Here is a 16,709-nt window from a genome sequence, read left to right as displayed (position 1 = left end):
GAGGTGACGGAAGGCGCCGGGGTCAAAAGCTTTCCCTCACCCTGGCCCTCTCCCGAAGGAAGAGGGCACTGAATGGGGGATATTAGGGAGGTACGTCGACCTGAAAGGGCTTTGCCGAATCCATAATCGAGCGGATTTTTCAGGTCGATGTAGAGCGTGTGACACTTCGGTCAGTCCCCTCTCCCTCCGGGAGAAGGCCAGGGTGAGGGGGCTTTTGATCTCAGCGTTGTTTCAAACGGTCGATCACCACAGCCAGCAACAAAATCGAACCCCGAATCACATACTGATAAAACGTGTCGATATTCTTCAGGTTCATCGCATTCTCGATGATCGCCAGAATCAACACCCCGGCAATCACATGCCGGATCATCCCGATCCCGCCACTCAGCGACACCCCGCCCAGCACGCAAGCGGAAATCACCGTCAGCTCGAAACCCTGACCGATCATCGGCTGCCCCGAGGTCATGCGCGACGCCAGAATCACCCCGGCCAGCGCACCGATCACGCCATGCACGGCGAAGATGATGATCTTGGTCCGATCGACGTTGACACCTGCCAGCAGCGCCGCTTCCTGGTTGCCACCAATGGCCATGGTGTTGCGCCCATAGGTGGTGTAGTTCAGCAGCCAGCCGAAAAACAGAAAGCAGACAATGGTGATCAGGATCGGCACCGGCACGCCGAACAACTGGCCATTGCCGAACACGAAAAATGATTCCTGCGACACGCCCACCGCTTTGCCGTTGGCAAAAATGTAGGCCAGGCCGCGGACGATCTGCATGGTCGCCAACGTAGTAATCAACGCATTGACCCGTAGCTTGGCAATCACGATGCCGTTGATCAGGCCAACGATCAGCCCCATCACCAGTGCCGCACTGACGCCAAGAAACACGCTGTTGGTGTCACGCATCACCACCGCCGCGACCACGCCGGCACAGGCGATCACCGACCCCACCGACAGGTCGAAGTGCCCCGACGCCAGGCAATACAACATGGTGCAAGCCGCGATCCCGGTGGTGGAAATCGCCAGGCCCAGGCCGCGCATGTTCAGTGGCGAAAGGAAGTTGTCGATCAGCAAGGTGCAGGCGACAAAAATGCCCACCGCCGCCAGCAGCATCACCCAGTCATCGAGGAAGCGCCGCAAGTCCAGGGGTTTGCGCTCGGTCGGCAGGGTTTCGTTTTGGGTTGTCATCATAGTCACCTCTCAGTTCGCCACGCCGCTGGCGCGTTGGCGCGGCAAAGCCAGTTGCAGCAGGTTGGATTCATTGGCCTGGTCACGGCTGACTTCGCCGCGCAGGGCACCTTCGCACAGCACCAGAATGCGGTCGGAAATGCCCATGACTTCCATCAGGTCGCTGGACACCACGATCACCGAAATACCCTCGGCGGCCAGGTTGTGGATGATCTGGTAGATCTCGGCCTTGGCGCCGATGTCGATGCCTCGGGTCGGCTCGTCGAGCAGCAAGACCTTCATCGGCATCGACAGCCAGCGCCCGAGAATGGCCTTCTGCTGATTACCGCCGGAAAGGAACTTGATCTGTTGCCCGGCGTGGGGCGTTTTCACTTTCAGGGCCTTGATCTGTTTCTCGGCGTTGCCCTTTTCCCAGATCCCGCGCAGCAGGCAACCGAGCCCGGAATGCGCGCTGCGGGCGCTGATGTTGATGTTCTCGGCGACACTGGCCAGAGGAATGATGCCCTCCTTCTTGCGATCCTCCGGGCACAGCAGAATCCCTGCGGCAATCGCGTCGCGCGGCGAGCGCAGCTTCAGCTCATGACCACGCAGCTCCAGGCGTCCGGCGCTGTTGCGTTCCAGACCGCTGAGCAGGCGGAACAGCTCGGTGCGCCCTGCCCCGACCAGCCCGAACAAGCCCAGAATCTCGCCCTTGTGCGCCTCGAAACTGATCGGCTCGCGCAGTCCCGGCCCGAGCAGGCCATCGACCTTGAGCGCCACCGCGCCGCGCGGACGGCTGCGGTAATCGTAGATGTCCTGGATGTCGCGGCCGACCATGCAGGTCACCAGTTGATCGTGGGTCAACTGGCTCATGTCGTCGAAAGTGCGCACGTAGCGACCGTCCTTGAACACGGTCACGGCGTCGCAGATGCGGAACACTTCTTCCATGCGGTGGGACACGTACAGCACGACTTTGCCCTCGTCGCGCAGGCGGCCGATGATCGCCATCAAACGATCGATCTCCCGCGCCGACAGGCTGCTGGTCGGTTCGTCAAAGGCAATCACATGGGCGCCACGGGACAACGCCTTGGCGATTTCCACCAGTTGCCGCTGACCGAGAGACAGGCGTCCGACCTTGGTCTGCGGGTCGATCTCATCCGCCAATCCCTTGAGGCACGCCAGCGCCTGCTGACGCAGCGTGCCGCGATTGATCAGGCCGAAACTGGCCGGCAGATGACCGAGAAACAGGTTCTCGGCCACGGTCATTTCCGGCACCAGATGCAGCTCCTGGTGAATCACCGCGACGCCGCTGGCGATACTGTCGGCGGTGGACTTGAACGCCATCGTCCGCTCGCCGATCTGCAATTCGCCGCTGCTGGGGATGTAGGCGCCGCCGAGGATTTTCAGCAGGGTCGATTTGCCGGCGCCGTTCTCGCCCATCAAGGCGTGAACCTGCCCCGGATGGGCGACGAAGCTGATGCCATCCAGCGCTTTCACGCCGGGAAAGGTCTTGCCGATCCCGTTGAAACGCAGAAGGCCGTATTCGTGTGTCTGTACTTGCGCGTGCATTTAAGCCACCTCTTCACTCTGATCCAACGGCCCGGTTGCCCGGGCCGTCGCAGCCATCAGTTCCACAGGCCGATCTTTTCCAGTTCCTGCTTGAAGTTGTCGCGGGTGATCAGCGTGACGTCATCCATGGCGGTGTACTTCGGCGGCTCTTTGCCGGTGGTGATCCACTCGTACATCATGCTCGCGGTGTTATAGCCCTCGATGTGCGGGCTCGGCAGCATCGACCCGTAGAAACCGCTGTTGGGCTTCTTCAGTTCGCCGATGGCGTCGGTGCCGTTGATACCGATGCCGATCACGTTGGCCGCCGCGAACCCGGCGGCTTCCGTGGCGCGCACACCACCGAGCACGGTGTTGTCGTTCATGCCACCGATAATCAGGTTTTTCGCCGCGCCCGGCAGTTTCACCAGTGCCGAGTTGGTGGCGTCCATGCTGCCCGGCACATCGAGGGTTTTCAGTGCCGAGAACAGGATGTGTTCCTTTGGCATGCCAGCGTCTTCCAGCGCCTTGACCGAGCCGTCGGTGCGCTTCTTGCCGGTATCGAGTTCGTTATAGGTGTTGACCACCGCGTAGGTGTCTTTCCAGTCCCAGTTACGCTTTTTCGCTTCGGCGGCCATGGCGGCGCCCTGCTTCTGACCGACCTCGAACGCGGCCATGCCGAGGTACGGCACGTCTTCCATGAACTTGCCGCTGGCATCGACAAAACGGTCGTCCACAGCAATCACTTTGAGGTCATTGAGCTTGGCCTTGGCCATGATCGCCGGGCCGAGGGAGACGTCCGGCGGGCAGATCACGAAGCCCTTGGCGCCGTTGGCCGCCAGGCTGTCGATGGCCGAGAGGGTTTTCTCGCCATCCGGAACGGCAATCTTGATCAGTTCGAAGCCTTTGTCCTTGGCCGCTTTTTCAGCAAAGGCCCATTCCGTCTGGAACCACGGCTCTTCCGCCTGCTTGACCAGGAAACCGATCTTCACCGGATCGGCGGCCAGCAGCGAACCGCTCAGGCTGAATGCAGTAACCGCCAGCGCGGCGCTGCACAGGGTACGAATGGCGAAACGACGTTTCATAAACAGACTCCTTGTTATTTTTCTTGAGCATTATTTGAAAAGCGTTAAAGCGTTCTGAGGGTGTTCCGGTTATCTATCACAAAATAGTCATATCGTATGATGATTGAATTTCAGACGGACCACGGCGCCTGGAATTCCATGCGATCAGTCGTGGTACAGCACCGAGCGGCCACCATCGATGGTGATGCACGAGGCATTGATAAACGGCGCTTCGTCGCTGGCCAGGAAAACCGCCGTCATCGCCACTTCAATCGGCTGGCCGATGCGCCGAGGCGGATGCAGATCCAGGGCACGCTGACGTTCAGCATGGGGGTCGGCGAAACCGTTCCAGTAATCGACGTTGAGCTGGGTTTCGATATAGCCCGGTGCGATCGCGTTGACCCGAATACCCTTGGGCGCATATTCGATGCCCAGCGCACGGGTCAGCCCGAGCAGACCGTGCTTGGCCACCGGGTACGGGAAGCAGCCGGGAATGATGTTGGAGGAATGGGTCGAGGCAATGTTGATGATGCTGCCAATGCCTTGTTCGATCATCTGCGGCAGCACAGCCTTGCAGCCGTACCACGCACCGTCGAGGTCGATGGCGAAGCAGCGGCGCCAGTCTTCTTCGGTCATTTCCAGCGGATCGCGGAACACGTTGACCCCGGCGCAATTGACCAGCACATCGATGCGGCCATGGCGCTCAACGGCCAGTCGCGCCATGGCGTGCAGATCCTGCTGGGACGACACGTCAGCCTTGAGCGCCTGCACATCCGCGCCCTGCTCGCGCCAGTGGGCGGCGACCTTTTCGACCTTGTCACCCTGGATATCGCTGATCACCAGTCTGGCCTGCTGTGAAGCGAAAGCCGCGACGATCGCCTCGCCAATACCCTGGGCAGCGCCAGTCAGCAGCACGACCTTATTTTTCAGTCGCTCACCCTTCGGCGGTGCAGGCACCGGTGGCAGGGAAAGAGGTTCGGCCATGGGTCAAAACTCCTGTTTGCAGGCACAAAAAAGACCGGGCATCTGACGATGACCGGTCTGCAAGGCTTCAAGAACAAACAGGCACGAAGCCGCGACGGCACTGGAACGGCCCGAAGCGCTGGCTCCGCAAGGGAGTGCGATGGAAATTCGCTGCATCACTTCACCTGTTTTGTTCTTTTTAAGTGTGAGTGCGTGTTACTGCTGGAGCCGACTATAAACCCGACCGCCAAATAATCTCAATATATAATTTTGCATCCCATATTTTGGGATTTAATCAGCAAATCGCGTACAGAGTTTTCCTGCAACATCGACCCGCAGCGACAGCACGGCGCCATCCAGCGGATGGTTGTGCGGACTCTTGGCACTGGTGATGTACAGGGTTTTCAGATCTTCCCCGCCGAACACGCAACTGGTGGGACGGCTGATCGGCAGATCGATCCGCCGGTCGACCTTGCCTTCCGGCGTCAGGCGCAGCAGGCAGCCACTGTCCCAACGGGCATTCCATACAAAGCCTTCGGTATCCATCGCCGAACCGTCCGGGCCACCGTTCTGATCCGGCCCATACCAGACACGGGCGCTGTCGAGGTTGCCGTCGGTATGAATGAAATAGCGGTGCAACGTGCTGTCGAGGCTGTCGCCGAACAGCAGCGTAGTGCCGTCGTCGCTCCACAGCAGCGTGTTGGGAATGCCCAGGCCACGCAGCAACGGCGTGACCCGTTTGTCGGGGTCAATGCGGAACAAGCCGCCGGAACGCCGGACGACCGGCAGATCCTCGCCCTGCTCGCCGATGTTGTTCTGCATGGTGCCCAGCCATAACCGGCCCCGGGCATCGCAACGTGCTTCGTTGGGGCGGTTGCCGGGTTGTGGGTCGGCGATGCAGAACAGCGTCAGCCGAGGTTCGAGGCCCGGGGAGTCGAGATCCAGCCGATAGACACCGCTGCTCAGGGTCACCAGGGCATCGCCGCTGGCACACGGAATGAAAGCCGAAACGTGCTCCGGCATCTGCCAGATCTGCACGTTCTGGCCGATCAGGCGCAGGGCCTGGCGGCCGGCGATATCCACCCAATACAACGCCTGGGTCGGCGCGTCCCAGAACGGGCCTTCACCGAGTTGCGCCCGGTGTTGGGTCACTGCGGTCGATGTCATGCAACCTCCTTGATTGTTCTTGTTGTTTTTACTGTGGGAGCAGAATCGGTGGTCCTAGCTGGCTTTTTTGTCGGCCCGGACTTGCGGGTAAAAGCGTTTGATCGCCAGGTCCGCGTTATCGATCAGGGTCATGCAGGCCCATACCCCACGCGCGGCATCCCGGGCGGCGATGGCGTCGGCCATGTCTTTGTGGATCGGCAAGGTGCGGCGCAATTCATCGGGATCGGCGGCGGAAACTTCGAACGACACTGCCAGCAGCGCGCCGAGGGCCGGCACCATTTGCTCGATGAATTGGTTGTGGCTGGCGGCAAGAATGCATTCGTGGAAGAACTGGTCGGCGCGGTTGTAATCAATGCCGCTGTCCACTGCCCGCTCCAGCGCATGGTAAGCCTGCTGCACCGCTTGCACCTGCTCGACGGTGGCACGTTCGCAGGCCCAGCGCACGGCCATCGGCTCAATGGTGCGGCGCAGGTCGAGCAGGTCATCGACGAAGTTTTCCGGCAAACCGCTGCGCGACAACCAGCCGACCACCTGCGGATCGAACAGGTTCCAGCGCCGCACCGGCAGCACGCGGGTGCCGACCTTCGGCCCGACTTCGAGCATGCCTTTGGCGACCAGGGTCTTGATGGCTTCGCGAATCACCGTGCGGCTGACGCCCAGTTGCTCACCCAGGTCCGCCTCGACCTTGATGGCCTGCCCCGGCTTGACCTGGCCGGCGGCAATCCAGCCGCCCAGCCAGTCGACCGTTGATGCATGAAAGCTGCTGGACATGGGCACCTCAAAGCCGTTCGCGATGGGTGTCCACGCTAATCATCATACGATTGAGAGTCAAATCAGATTTTCGAACCCTACAAGAAATGTGGGATCAGGGTTCGAGGCCAATGCGGAAGAACTCGCCGCCGCTCCACACGCCAAGCCAGCGCTGGCCGTCGAGTTCGCGACTGACCGCCAGCTCCACCAATTGGTAGAACACATTGCGGTGGATCAGCGCTTCAAGGTTGCTGCGCACATGCACGTAGGGCGCCGGCTCCTGGGTGTCAGGGTCGATTTCCACACGGATCGGATGTTCAACGCCGGCCTCGGTGGTTTCGTCGACGTTGGTGGTGAAGCGCAACACCTGCGTCTCACCCTCGCCTTCAACGTCCACGGCAATCGCCACGAACGGCGCATCGTCGACCTTGATCCCGACTTTCTCGACCGGGGTGATCAGGAAATAGTCATCGCCGTCACGACGGATGATGGTGGAGAACAGTTTGACCATCGGCTTGCGCCCGATCGGCGTACCCAGGTAATACCAGGTGCCGTCCCGGGCGATGCGCATGTCGATGTCGCCACAGAAATCCGGATTCCACAGGTGTACCGGCGGCAGGCCTTTGGTCTTCGGGATCTGTCCCAGCAGGTCATTGGCTTTTTGCGGGCCACTCATGGCGTTCTCTCCGGATTATTGGTCGCTGATGCCCAGCAGACTGCGCGCGTATTGCTCCAGCGGCGGGCCGATCAGGTCTTCTGGCTTGTTGTCATGGAACGTCAGTAAACCGCCACGACTCTTGATCCGTGCAGTATCGATCAAATACTGGGTGCTGGTCTCGATCAACATGATCTGAATCACCCCGCCATCGATGCCCAGGCGATCCACGGCTTCCTGATCGAGCCACTCGTCAGAGTTGCCGATGCGGTCGTCAGCCTTGGCGAAACGCGTGTAAAGCAGGTAATGGGCACCGGCGTCGCGGGCTTCGCCCATCGCCTGGTCAAGACCTTCCGGCGCACGGGCGCGGCGGACCATCGGGAAATATTCGACAAAACCCTTGAAGGCTTCTTCGGCCACCACGTTGGGCCGGGGATAGGAACCACCCGGCGGCGCGAATGAACCCTGGGCGATATAAATGAACGAATCCGGCTGAATGCGCAGGTTGTTCACACGGCGGCTGTCGCTGTGATCCAGCAGCCCCGCGTCGCTCATGTGATAGCGAGTGCCTTCGGCCATATCGCTGACATTCATGCAGCCGCCAAGCGCCAAAACGGCCAGCAGCAAAACCAGGCTACGCATCCTCATCCTCCAGAAGCCGGTGACGGAAAACCGGCGAATGGCCGTTGGATGCAGCTTTTGCGCCAGCTCGGGAATATGGCGGACTCAGAGACGGCATTCGCAAAAAAGCCCGCCCCCACGGACCCGGATACAGAGTCTGTGGGAGCGGGCTTGCTCGCGAAGGCGATTGATCAACCGCCGATGATCTTCATCACCGTCGCACCGCCGGAGAACGCCACTTCCTGCTTGTCCCCCAGCGCCTTGACCAGCAATCGCTGCAACGCCGGCAACGCCTGATGACGCGGCTTGTCGAGCAGATCACCGACATAGTGGCGGTTGCTCGACGACAGACAGCCGTGCAGCCATCCGGTGGAGGAAAGACGCAACCGCGAGCAGGTGCGGCAGAACGGCACGCTTTCGTTGGCGATCACGCCGAAATTGCCCAGGCCGGGAATCGCATAACGTACGGCGGTGGCGTCCACCGGGGCGTCGGTCTGCGCGAACTCGTAACGCTCGCCGATCAGGCCGAGCAATTGCTCAAGGCTGACGAACTGCTGCAGGAAGGCGTTGGAGTCCTTGGCCAGGTGGCCCATGCGCATCAGCTCGATGAAGCGCAGCTCGTAGCCCCGCTCAAGGCAGTAATCGAGCAGCGGCATCACCTGATCGAGGTTCTGCCCGCGCAACGGCACCATGTTGACCTTGATCTTCATCCCCGCCGCCGAGGCCTGATCCATGCTGTCGAGCACGGTCGCCAGGTCACCACCACGGGCGATGCTGCGGAACGCGCCGGCATCCAGGGTATCGAGGGAAACGTTGATCCGGCGCAGACCGGCATCCACCAACAGCGGAAGTTTTTTGCCGAGGAGTTGACCGTTGGTGGTCAGGCTGATGTCTTCCAGGCCCATCTGGCCGACGGCGGTCATGAACGATTCGAGTTTGGGGCTGACCAGCGGTTCACCGCCGGTGATGCGCAGACGCTCGATACCAGCCGCTTCGATCAGGTAGGCAACGCCGCGTGCCATGGCTTCGGCCGACAGCTCATCCTGCGCAGCCACCAACCGCTTGCCGTTGGGCACGCAGTAGGTACAAGCGTAGTTGCAGGCGGAAGTCAGACTGATCCGCAAATTGCGAAAACGCCTGCCTTGACGGTCAACGATCATGATCACTCCGGCGAAAGGAAATCGAGCCGCTAAAACTTGACTCACAAATCAAGTTTTAGCAAGCCCTATGCCTGAGTATATTCCTGCGGTACTGCGTCATGTAGCGAAAACATGGCGCAATAAGGCAACTGAATGGTTCAGCTGCTCGGCGTTTCGGGGTCGCGCTTGCGTTTGTTGCCCATGCGCACGCCGATGTCCATCAGGAACTGGAAGAAACCTTCCTGATCTTCCAGCACATTGCTCCAGAACGGCGAGTGATACAGCGCCACCGCGCCGTGCACCAACGCCCAGGAAGCGCAGTAGTGGAAGTACGGCGGCACGTCTTCCAGCTTGCCTTCGCTGATGCGGCCCTTGATCAGCAGGGTCAGGCGTTCGAAGTTCGAGGCACGGATCTTGTGCAGCTCTTCGACCATCTCTGGCACCTGGTTGCCCTTGACCACTTTCTCTTCCAGGCGGTCGAACAGGCGATAGCGTTGCGGGTCGCGCATGCGGAATTCGAAGTAGGCACGGGACAGGGCTTCCTTGTCCTTGTCGACATCGGCCGAATGCAGCAGCTCGTTCAAGTCGCGCTCGTAATCGAGCATCAGGCGCAGATAGATTTCCGCCTTGGACTTGAAGTGCTTGTAGATCGTGCCTTTGCCGATACCCACGGCATCAGCAATCATCTCGACGGTGACACTGTCTTCACCTTGTTCGAGGAACAGCTTGAGCGCGGTATCGAGAATTTCTTGCTCGCGGCGACGAAACTCACGGACCTTACGAGGTTCTTTGTGCATAAGAAAAGGTCTGTAGGGGTCAAAATTCGAAGCCGCGTATTATGCCTAACTTACGCAAAAATGCACGGAACATCCGACCATATCTGTACTTCTCGTTCATTTCACGAACGTTTGCCCGTGAATGAGAACTCAACTGAAGCGAACGTATTCCAAATTTGTTTAAAAACCCCGACCGGCTAACTGGACTGAACGCCAGACTGATCAATACTTGAACTGTCGGGCGGCATCTCCCCCAAGTGCCGCGCCGATAAAGGTACCAAGGGACCGCGTGCCTTTGTTTTACTCCTAATGGTCTTAACCCGGATTCACCCCCCAGAACCCGGGTTTTTTTTGCCTGCGATTCAGGGCTTTACGTGCGCCAGCGGAAACAGGCGCCTGAAATTCTGCGTCGTCTGTTCGGCGAACCGGTCATAAGGCACGCCACGCAGCATCGCCAGAAACTCTGCCACTTCCCGCACGTACTGCGGCAGGTTCGGTTTGCCGCGATAAGGGATCGGCGCGAGGTAAGGCGAATCGGTTTCCACCAGCAGGCGATCCGCCGGAACCTTGCTTGCCACATCGCGCAAGGCATCGGCATTGCGGAACGTGACGATTCCCGACAGGGAAATGTAATAACCCATATCCAGCGCAGCCTTGGCCATCTCCCAGTCTTCGGTGAAGCAATGCAGCACACCGGCCTGGGGCAACGCGGCTTCGCGCAGCAACTCAAGGGTATCGGCGCGGGCACCACGGGTGTGGATGATCACCGGTTTGCCGGTCTGCTGCGCCGCTTGCAGGTGCAGGCGAAACGACGCCTGCTGCAATTCGGCGGCTTCCGGCTCGTAGTGATAATCCAGGCCGGTTTCACCGATCGCCACCACTTTCGGGTGATTGAGTTCGTGCAACAGCCAATCCAGCGCAGGGGCCGCGCCCGGCTGCACATCCAGCGGATGCACGCCGACAGAGCAATCGACATCGTCGTAACGCTCGGCCAGGGCCTTGACCTCGGCGGCGTTGTCGGCGCTGACGCCGATACACAGGAAGTGCCCTACTCCGCGCCCGCGCGCGGCGTCGAGCGCGGCATCCAGGGAACCGTCATGGGCGGCAAGGTCGAGGCGATCAAGGTGACAATGGGAATCTACGAGCATAAAAACACGGCAACTTACATCGTATGAGTGGGACGGTCGGACTTCAGGGCTCCGGCCAGATGAGTTTCGATGCGACTGCGGGCGGTGTTGTCGCCATCGTTGAATTGCACGCCGACACCGGCAGCGCGGTTGCCCTGGGCACCCTTGGGGGTGATCCAGGCCACCTTGCCGGCGACAGGAATCTTTTCCGCTTCCTCCATCAGGTTCAGCAGCATGAACACCTCATCGCCCAACTTGTAGCTCTTGTTGGTCGGGATGAACAGACCGCCATTCTTGATGAACGGCATATAAGCGGCGTAAAGCACGGACTTGTCCTTGATGGTCAGGGACAAAATGCCGTTGCGCGGCCCTGGGCCGATGGGTTCATTCATGTTGACCTCCACTGCTGATCTTCAGAGTCTAGGCACACATCGTTGTTTTGGGGCATCTACCTCTGGCCTGGCAGCCCCACCCATTGCACCAACAGCGCCTCCAGCAGCAACGCCGGATTGAGGTTGGCCTTGCTCAAGACCTTCTGGCGCTGGGCGAGAATCCAGTCCTGAATATCGAGTACCTTGCCCTGAGCGCTTTTCTGCGCCAGATACTGCACGACCTTGCGCATGTCGGCCAGGCCAAGGCCCGCTTCATCCTGCGTCAGTTGATAACGCAGGATCAGGTTCGACCAGTCACAGAACCAGTCGAACAGCCGCAGCATCGGAATCGTTTTCCATTCTTCGGCCAGCTGCGTCGGCGATTGCTGCTGCTTGAGCAGTTTTTTCACCCCTTCCACCACCTGCGCCCGCTGCTCGCGCACGCCCTGGGCCTGCAGGTCGACGGCAGCCAGTGGCGATCCGGCGGCCAGGGTCAGCAGTTCGACACGCTCCTCGACGGAACATTCCGGCAGCGCCTGCGCCAGCCACTCCAGGCTCATGGCCTCACCCGGCAACGGACAGGCCTGCTGCACGCAGCGGCTCTTGATGGTCGGCAACAGCCGGCTCGGCTGGTGACTGACCAGCAGCAGCACGGTATTGCCGGAAGGCTCCTCAAGACTCTTGAGCAAGGCGTTGGCGGCGTTGATGTTCATCGACTCCACCGGCTCGATCAGTACGACCTTGCGCCCGCCCAGCTGCGCGGTCTGCACCACGAAACTGACCAGATCGCGCACCTGATCGACCTTGATCGCCTTGTCCGCCTCTTCCGGTTCGAGGATGTAGTTATCCGGATGGCTGCCGGCCTTGAGCAGCAGGCAGGATTTGCACTCGCCGCAGGCGTCCGGTGTCGGACGCTGGCACAGCAGGCTGGCCATCAGACGCTCGGCCAGCGCACGCTTGCCGATCCCGGCGGGTCCGTGCAGCAGATAGGCGTGCGCGTGCTGGCTACGCCCGGCCAGTTGCTGCCAGAGGCTGGCCTGCCACGGGTAGGCCTCAGCCACGGCTCAGCTCCAGCAATCGCGGCAACAGCCCGTCGAGCGATTGCTGGACCTGCGCCAGCGGTTGACCGGCGTCGATCCGCACATAGCGCGCCGGATCAGCTTCGGCACGCTTGAGGAAGGCACTGCGCACCGCCTCGAAAAACGCCCGGCCTTCCAGCTCGAAACGGTCCAGGCGACCACGGGCACTGGCCCGGGCGAGGCCGATTTCCACCGGCAGATCGAAAATCAGCGTCAGATCCGGACGCAGATCACCCTGCACGAAAGTCTCCAGTGCGGCGATCCGTTCCAGCGACAAACCGCGACCGCCGCCCTGATAGGCGTAGGTCGAATCGGTGAAACGGTCACACAACACCACGGCGCCACGGGCCAGTGCCGGGCGGATCACCTCGGCAAGATGCTGGGCGCGGGCGGCGAAGACCAACAGCAGCTCGGTGTCCGGGTTCATGACCTCGTCAACCGGTGCCAGCAGCACTTCACGAATGCGCTCGGCCAGCGGCGTACCACCGGGCTCGCGGGTCAGCACCACTTCGAGACCGGCGGCGCGCAGGCGCTCGGCGAGGTACTCGCGGTTGGTGCTCTTGCCGGCGCCTTCCGGGCCTTCCAGGGTAATAAACAAGCCAGTCACAGGCAGTCCTTAGTCAAAGTCATTGCGCGTTTTGCGGGGCGGCCGCTTCCGGATCGGGTGCGGCCTGCGGAGCCGGTGCCGGGTCCTGGGCGGGAACCTGCGGCAACGCGTCCGGCGCGGTATCGGGCGATGCGGCAGGAATCGCCTCTTCGGCGGCCGGAGCAGCTCCCGGTGCCGTCGCTGGCGCCGGGCTGGAGCGGTAATCCGCGCGTCGCTTGAGCTGGAACTCGCGCACCGCATTATTGTGCGCATCCAGATCGTCGGAGAACACATGGCTGCCATCGCCACGGGCGACGAAGTACAGGCTGTTGCCTTCCACCGGGTTGAGGGCCGCGTGAATCGCCTCGCGACCGACCATGGCAATCGGCGTCGGCGGCAGCCCCGGAATCACGTAGGTGTTGTACGGTGTCGCTTCCTTGAGATGGGCGCGGGTCAGCTTGCCGTTGTAGCGATCACCCAGACCGTAGATCACGGTCGGGTCGGTCTGCAATTGCATGCCCAGCGCCATGCGTCGAACGAACACACCGGCAATCTGCCCCCGCTCCTGAGGCACGCCGGTTTCCTTCTCCACCAGCGAGGCCATGATCAGCGCCTGATAGGGTTCGGTGTACGGCGCATCGGCGGAACGTTTTTCCCACTCTTTGGCCAGCACTTCGTCAAGGCGGTCGAACGCCTTCTTCAGCAACTCGACGTCAGACACGCCGCGTACGAAGCGATAGGTGTCCGGGAAGAAACGCCCTTCCGGGAACAGGCCGCGATGGCCGATCTTCTCCATCACTTCACTGTCGCTCAGACCGTTGAGGGTCTGCTCGACTTTTTCATCCTTGGCCAAAGCGGCGCGCACCTGATGGAAGTTCCAGCCTTCGACCAGCGTCAGGCTGTACTGAACCACGTCGCCACGCTTCCACAACTCGATCAGACCGTTGACGGTCATGCCCGGCTGCATGCGGTATTCGCCGCTGTGAATCGGCGTGCCGGCCAGATTGAAGCGCCAATAGACCCGCAGCCAGAAGGCGTCCTTGATGACGCCATCCGATTCAAGTCCGAGGAAAGTACGGGTCGGAGTCGACCCCTTGGGCACATCCAGCAGTTCTTCCTGCGTGATGTTCAGTGGCTGCTCCAGCGCCGAATGGATCTTCCAGGCGCTGGCGCCCAGCAGCAGCCCTGCCAGAACCAGTCCGGTTTCCAGCAGCAGCAAAAGTTTACGTCTCACGAATCAAGCATCCAGTAGCGTGCGGGCAATGGTTTGCAGTTTACGGGTGAGCGGGCCAACCGGCCAGTGCAGTGCAGCACAGGCGCGTACCGGCCAGATGCCGTACACGCTGTTGCAGACGAAGACTTCATCGGCCCATTGCAGTTGATCGAGGCTGATGTCGGTGATTTGTACGGGGATTGCCAATGACTCGGCCTGAAACAATATTTCGGCGCGCATCACACCGGCCACGCCGCAGCACTTCAGATCCGCCGTGACCAGCACACCGTCGCGCACCAGAAACAGATTACTGAACACGCCCTCGATCACCCGACCAGCCTGATCGAGCATCAAGCCTTCGGCGTGCTCGCTGTCCTGCCATTCGGCACGGGCGAGGACTTGTTCCAGACGATTCAAGTGTTTCAGGCCGGCCAGCAACGGCTGAACGGACAGGCGCGTCGCGCACGGAAACAGCCGAATGCCCTGCTCGCCATGGGCGGCCGGGTAAGCGGCGGGGGGATTGCCTTGCAGGATGCGCCGGCCCTGCGCCGAAGGATCCGGCGCATAACCGCGCAAGCCGTCGCCACGGGTGAGGATGAGCTTGAGCACACCTTCGCCCATGGCCGCGGCATAGGATTGCAGCTCGGCGCGAATCAGCTCGATATCGGCCGCGATGGCCAGGCGCGAACAGCCGTCGGCCAATCGGATCAGATGACGATCCAGCAGCAATGGCTGACCGCCACGCACGGCGATGGTCTCGAACAGACCATCGCCGTAAGCCAGGCCGCGATCTTTCAGCGACAGAGCGTCAGCCGGTTGACCGTCGACCCAGCAGTCCATCAGCCGGCGAACCGACGGAACGCCAACGTGCCGTTGGTGCCGCCAAACCCGAAGGAGTTCGACAACACGACATCGATGTCCATGTTGCGCGCGGTGTGCGGCACGAAATCGAGATCGCAGCCTTCATCCGGCTCATCGAGGTTGATGGTCGGTGGTGCCACCTGGCTGTTGATCGCCAGCACGCTGAAGATCGCCTCGACCGCGCCCGCCGCACCCAACAGGTGGCCGGTCATCGACTTGGTGGAGCTGACCGCCAGTTTATAGGCGTGATCACCGAACACCGACTTGATCGCGTTGGCTTCGGCGAGGTCGCCGGCCGGGGTCGAGGTGCCGTGGGCGTTGATGTATTGCACCTGATCGACGTTGATCTTCGCGTCGCGCAGTGCATTGGTGATACAGCGTGCAGCACCGGCGCCGTCGGCAGGTGGCGAAGTCATGTGAAACGCGTCGCCACTGGTGCCGAAGCCGATCAGCTCGGCATAAATGGTCGCGCCGCGAGCCTTGGCGTGCTCGAGCTCTTCGAGCACCAGGGCACCGGCACCGTCGGACAGCACAAAACCGTCACGGCCCTTGTCCCATGGACGGCTGGCACGGGTCGGCTCGTCGTTGCGGGTCGACAGCGCACGAGAGGCACCGAAGCCACCCATGCCCAGACCGCACGCGGCCATTTCCGCGCCGCCGGCAATCATCACGTCGGCTTCGTCGTACATGATGTTGCGCGCCGCCATGCCGATGCAGTGCGTACCGGTGGTACACGCCGTGGCGATGGCGTAGTTAGGCCCCTGTGCACCCAGATGGATGGACAGGAAACCGGAAATCATATTGATGATCGAGCCAGGCACGAAGAACGGAGAAATCCGTCGCGGGCCAGTCTCATGCAGCGTACGGCTGGTTTCTTCGATGTTGGTCAGACCGCCGATACCCGAACCCATGGCCACGCCAATGCGCTCACGGTTGGCGTCGGTAACTTCCAGACCGGCGTTGCGAACCGCTTGAAAACCCGCAGCGAGACCGTACTGAATGAACAGGTCGAGCTTGCGTGCTTCCTTGACCGACAGGTATTCCTCGACATTGAAGCCCTTCACCGAGCCGCCGAAGCGGGTGGAATAGGCAGAAAGGTCGGTGTGTTCGATCAGACCAATGCCACTGCGGCCAGCCAGAATGCCCTGCCAACTGCTCGGCACATCCGTGCCCAGTGGCGACAACATACCCATACCGGTGACTACGACGCGTCTACGCGACACAGCACTCTCCTTTTTTCAAATGACGACTTTGCATCAGGCCTAAAGAAAAAACCGCACGCCATGATGGCAGTGCGGTTTTTTCCATGACAGCAAACAACGATTACAAACTATTAGCCCTGGTGGCTAGTAACGTAGTCGATTGCAGCTTGTACAGTAGTGATCTTCTCAGCTTCTTCGTCAGGGATTTCGGTCTCGAATTCCTCTTCCAGAGCCATCACCAGCTCAACGGTGTCAAGGGAGTCGGCACCCAGGTCTTCAACGAAGGAAGCAGTGTTGATCACTTCTTCTTCTTTAACACCCAGTTGCTCGGCAACGATTTTCTTGACGCGCTCTTCGATGGTGCTCATACCTTGTTTTCACTCCTAATGGACAAATTCAGGCAGCTGGCCAGTGGGTAAGTG

Annotated in this window: 18 protein-coding genes; all 18 read right to left on the bottom strand. The window is 60.8% G+C overall.

Annotated features, from left to right (window positions below):
- Window positions 1–220: 220 nt before the first annotated feature.
- Window positions 221–1,189, bottom strand: a complete 969-nt coding sequence (gene araH / locus KVQ74_RS08765; RefSeq protein WP_217830678.1) for an L-arabinose ABC transporter permease AraH — start codon at window positions 1,187–1,189, stop codon at window positions 221–223.
- A gap of 12 nt (window positions 1,190–1,201) precedes the next feature.
- A complete protein-coding gene (gene araG, locus KVQ74_RS08760; RefSeq protein ID WP_217830677.1) occupies window positions 1,202–2,737 on the bottom strand; it encodes an L-arabinose ABC transporter ATP-binding protein AraG in 1,536 nt (511 codons plus the stop codon).
- 56 nt (window positions 2,738–2,793) lie between these two features.
- Window positions 2,794–3,798, bottom strand: a complete 1,005-nt coding sequence (locus tag KVQ74_RS08755; protein WP_217830676.1) for a substrate-binding domain-containing protein — start codon at window positions 3,796–3,798, stop codon at window positions 2,794–2,796.
- Window positions 3,799–3,942: 144 nt separating this feature from the next.
- Window positions 3,943–4,761 (bottom strand): SDR family oxidoreductase, encoded by an 819-nt coding sequence (locus KVQ74_RS08750; protein ID WP_217830675.1) that lies wholly within the window; start codon window positions 4,759–4,761, stop codon window positions 3,943–3,945.
- A gap of 270 nt (window positions 4,762–5,031) precedes the next feature.
- Complete coding sequence (locus KVQ74_RS08745) at window positions 5,032–5,907, bottom strand: SMP-30/gluconolactonase/LRE family protein (RefSeq protein ID WP_217830674.1); 876 nt, start codon at window positions 5,905–5,907, stop codon at window positions 5,032–5,034.
- 54 nt (window positions 5,908–5,961) lie between these two features.
- Window positions 5,962–6,678, bottom strand: a complete 717-nt coding sequence (locus KVQ74_RS08740; RefSeq protein WP_217830673.1) for a FadR/GntR family transcriptional regulator — start codon at window positions 6,676–6,678, stop codon at window positions 5,962–5,964.
- A 94-nt stretch (window positions 6,679–6,772) separates the two neighbouring features.
- Entirely contained in the window at window positions 6,773–7,333 is a 561-nt protein-coding gene (locus tag KVQ74_RS08735) for a DUF1285 domain-containing protein (protein ID WP_217830672.1), read from the bottom strand.
- Window positions 7,334–7,348: 15 nt separating this feature from the next.
- Entirely contained in the window at window positions 7,349–7,954 is a 606-nt protein-coding gene (locus KVQ74_RS08730; protein ID WP_217830671.1) for a DUF4823 domain-containing protein, read from the bottom strand.
- A 170-nt stretch (window positions 7,955–8,124) separates the two neighbouring features.
- The gene (locus KVQ74_RS08725; protein ID WP_217830670.1) at window positions 8,125–9,093 is read right to left on the bottom strand and encodes a GTP 3',8-cyclase MoaA; all 969 of its coding nucleotides are present in this window, start codon (window positions 9,091–9,093) and stop codon (window positions 8,125–8,127) included.
- 137 nt (window positions 9,094–9,230) lie between these two features.
- A complete protein-coding gene (locus tag KVQ74_RS08720) occupies window positions 9,231–9,869 on the bottom strand; it encodes a TetR/AcrR family transcriptional regulator (protein ID WP_007950805.1) in 639 nt (212 codons plus the stop codon).
- Between the two features lie 341 nt (window positions 9,870–10,210).
- Window positions 10,211–10,996, bottom strand: coding sequence for a TatD family hydrolase (locus KVQ74_RS08715; protein ID WP_217830669.1), 786 nt, complete (start codon window positions 10,994–10,996; stop codon window positions 10,211–10,213).
- 14 nt (window positions 10,997–11,010) lie between these two features.
- Window positions 11,011–11,367: a PilZ domain-containing protein gene (locus tag KVQ74_RS08710; RefSeq protein WP_217830668.1), complete on the bottom strand. Its 357-nt coding sequence runs from the start codon at window positions 11,365–11,367 to the stop codon at window positions 11,011–11,013.
- A gap of 56 nt (window positions 11,368–11,423) precedes the next feature.
- Window positions 11,424–12,407, bottom strand: coding sequence for a DNA polymerase III subunit delta' (locus KVQ74_RS08705; protein WP_217830667.1), 984 nt, complete (start codon window positions 12,405–12,407; stop codon window positions 11,424–11,426).
- Window positions 12,400–13,032 (bottom strand): dTMP kinase, encoded by a 633-nt coding sequence (gene tmk / locus KVQ74_RS08700; RefSeq protein WP_217830666.1) that lies wholly within the window; start codon window positions 13,030–13,032, stop codon window positions 12,400–12,402. Before tmk ends, KVQ74_RS08705 begins: the two co-directional genes overlap by 8 nt.
- Window positions 13,033–13,051: 19 nt before the next feature.
- On the bottom strand, window positions 13,052–14,245 hold the full coding sequence (gene mltG / locus KVQ74_RS08695) for an endolytic transglycosylase MltG (RefSeq protein WP_217830665.1): 1,194 nt from the start codon (window positions 14,243–14,245) through the stop codon (window positions 13,052–13,054).
- A gap of 3 nt (window positions 14,246–14,248) precedes the next feature.
- Window positions 14,249–15,064 (bottom strand): aminodeoxychorismate lyase, encoded by an 816-nt coding sequence (gene pabC, locus KVQ74_RS08690; RefSeq protein ID WP_217830664.1) that lies wholly within the window; start codon window positions 15,062–15,064, stop codon window positions 14,249–14,251.
- On the bottom strand, window positions 15,064–16,308 hold the full coding sequence (fabF, locus tag KVQ74_RS08685; protein WP_007908259.1) for a beta-ketoacyl-ACP synthase II: 1,245 nt from the start codon (window positions 16,306–16,308) through the stop codon (window positions 15,064–15,066). The genes pabC and fabF overlap by 1 nt, the downstream gene beginning before the upstream one ends.
- A gap of 110 nt (window positions 16,309–16,418) precedes the next feature.
- Window positions 16,419–16,655, bottom strand: a complete 237-nt coding sequence (acpP, locus tag KVQ74_RS08680) for an acyl carrier protein (protein ID WP_217830663.1) — start codon at window positions 16,653–16,655, stop codon at window positions 16,419–16,421.
- Window positions 16,656–16,709: the final 54 nt, after the last annotated feature.

The organism is Pseudomonas botevensis (assembly GCF_019145475.1).
Classification (GTDB): domain Bacteria; phylum Pseudomonadota; class Gammaproteobacteria; order Pseudomonadales; family Pseudomonadaceae; genus Aquipseudomonas; species Aquipseudomonas botevensis.
Note: the sequence above shows the minus strand (reverse complement) of the source record. Positions and strands in the feature narration are given on the sequence as shown.

Coding starts and splice junctions, on each gene's coding strand:
- araH (WP_217830678.1), bottom strand. CDS start 1,189: ATGACAACCCAAAACGAAACCCTGCCGACCGAGCGCAAACCCCTGGAC.
- araG (WP_217830677.1), bottom strand. CDS start 2,737: ATGCACGCGCAAGTACAGACACACGAATACGGCCTTCTGCGTTTCAAC.
- KVQ74_RS08755 (WP_217830676.1), bottom strand. CDS start 3,798: ATGAAACGTCGTTTCGCCATTCGTACCCTGTGCAGCGCCGCGCTGGCG.
- KVQ74_RS08750 (WP_217830675.1), bottom strand. CDS start 4,761: ATGGCCGAACCTCTTTCCCTGCCACCGGTGCCTGCACCGCCGAAGGGT.
- KVQ74_RS08745 (WP_217830674.1), bottom strand. CDS start 5,907: ATGACATCGACCGCAGTGACCCAACACCGGGCGCAACTCGGTGAAGGC.
- KVQ74_RS08740 (WP_217830673.1), bottom strand. CDS start 6,678: ATGTCCAGCAGCTTTCATGCATCAACGGTCGACTGGCTGGGCGGCTGG.
- KVQ74_RS08735 (WP_217830672.1), bottom strand. CDS start 7,333: ATGAGTGGCCCGCAAAAAGCCAATGACCTGCTGGGACAGATCCCGAAG.
- KVQ74_RS08730 (WP_217830671.1), bottom strand. CDS start 7,954: ATGCGTAGCCTGGTTTTGCTGCTGGCCGTTTTGGCGCTTGGCGGCTGC.
- KVQ74_RS08725 (WP_217830670.1), bottom strand. CDS start 9,093: ATGATCGTTGACCGTCAAGGCAGGCGTTTTCGCAATTTGCGGATCAGT.
- KVQ74_RS08720 (WP_007950805.1), bottom strand. CDS start 9,869: ATGCACAAAGAACCTCGTAAGGTCCGTGAGTTTCGTCGCCGCGAGCAA.
- KVQ74_RS08715 (WP_217830669.1), bottom strand. CDS start 10,996: ATGCTCGTAGATTCCCATTGTCACCTTGATCGCCTCGACCTTGCCGCC.
- KVQ74_RS08710 (WP_217830668.1), bottom strand. CDS start 11,367: ATGAATGAACCCATCGGCCCAGGGCCGCGCAACGGCATTTTGTCCCTG.
- pabC (WP_217830664.1), bottom strand. CDS start 15,064: ATGGACTGCTGGGTCGACGGTCAACCGGCTGACGCTCTGTCGCTGAAA.
- acpP (WP_217830663.1), bottom strand. CDS start 16,655: ATGAGCACCATCGAAGAGCGCGTCAAGAAAATCGTTGCCGAGCAACTG.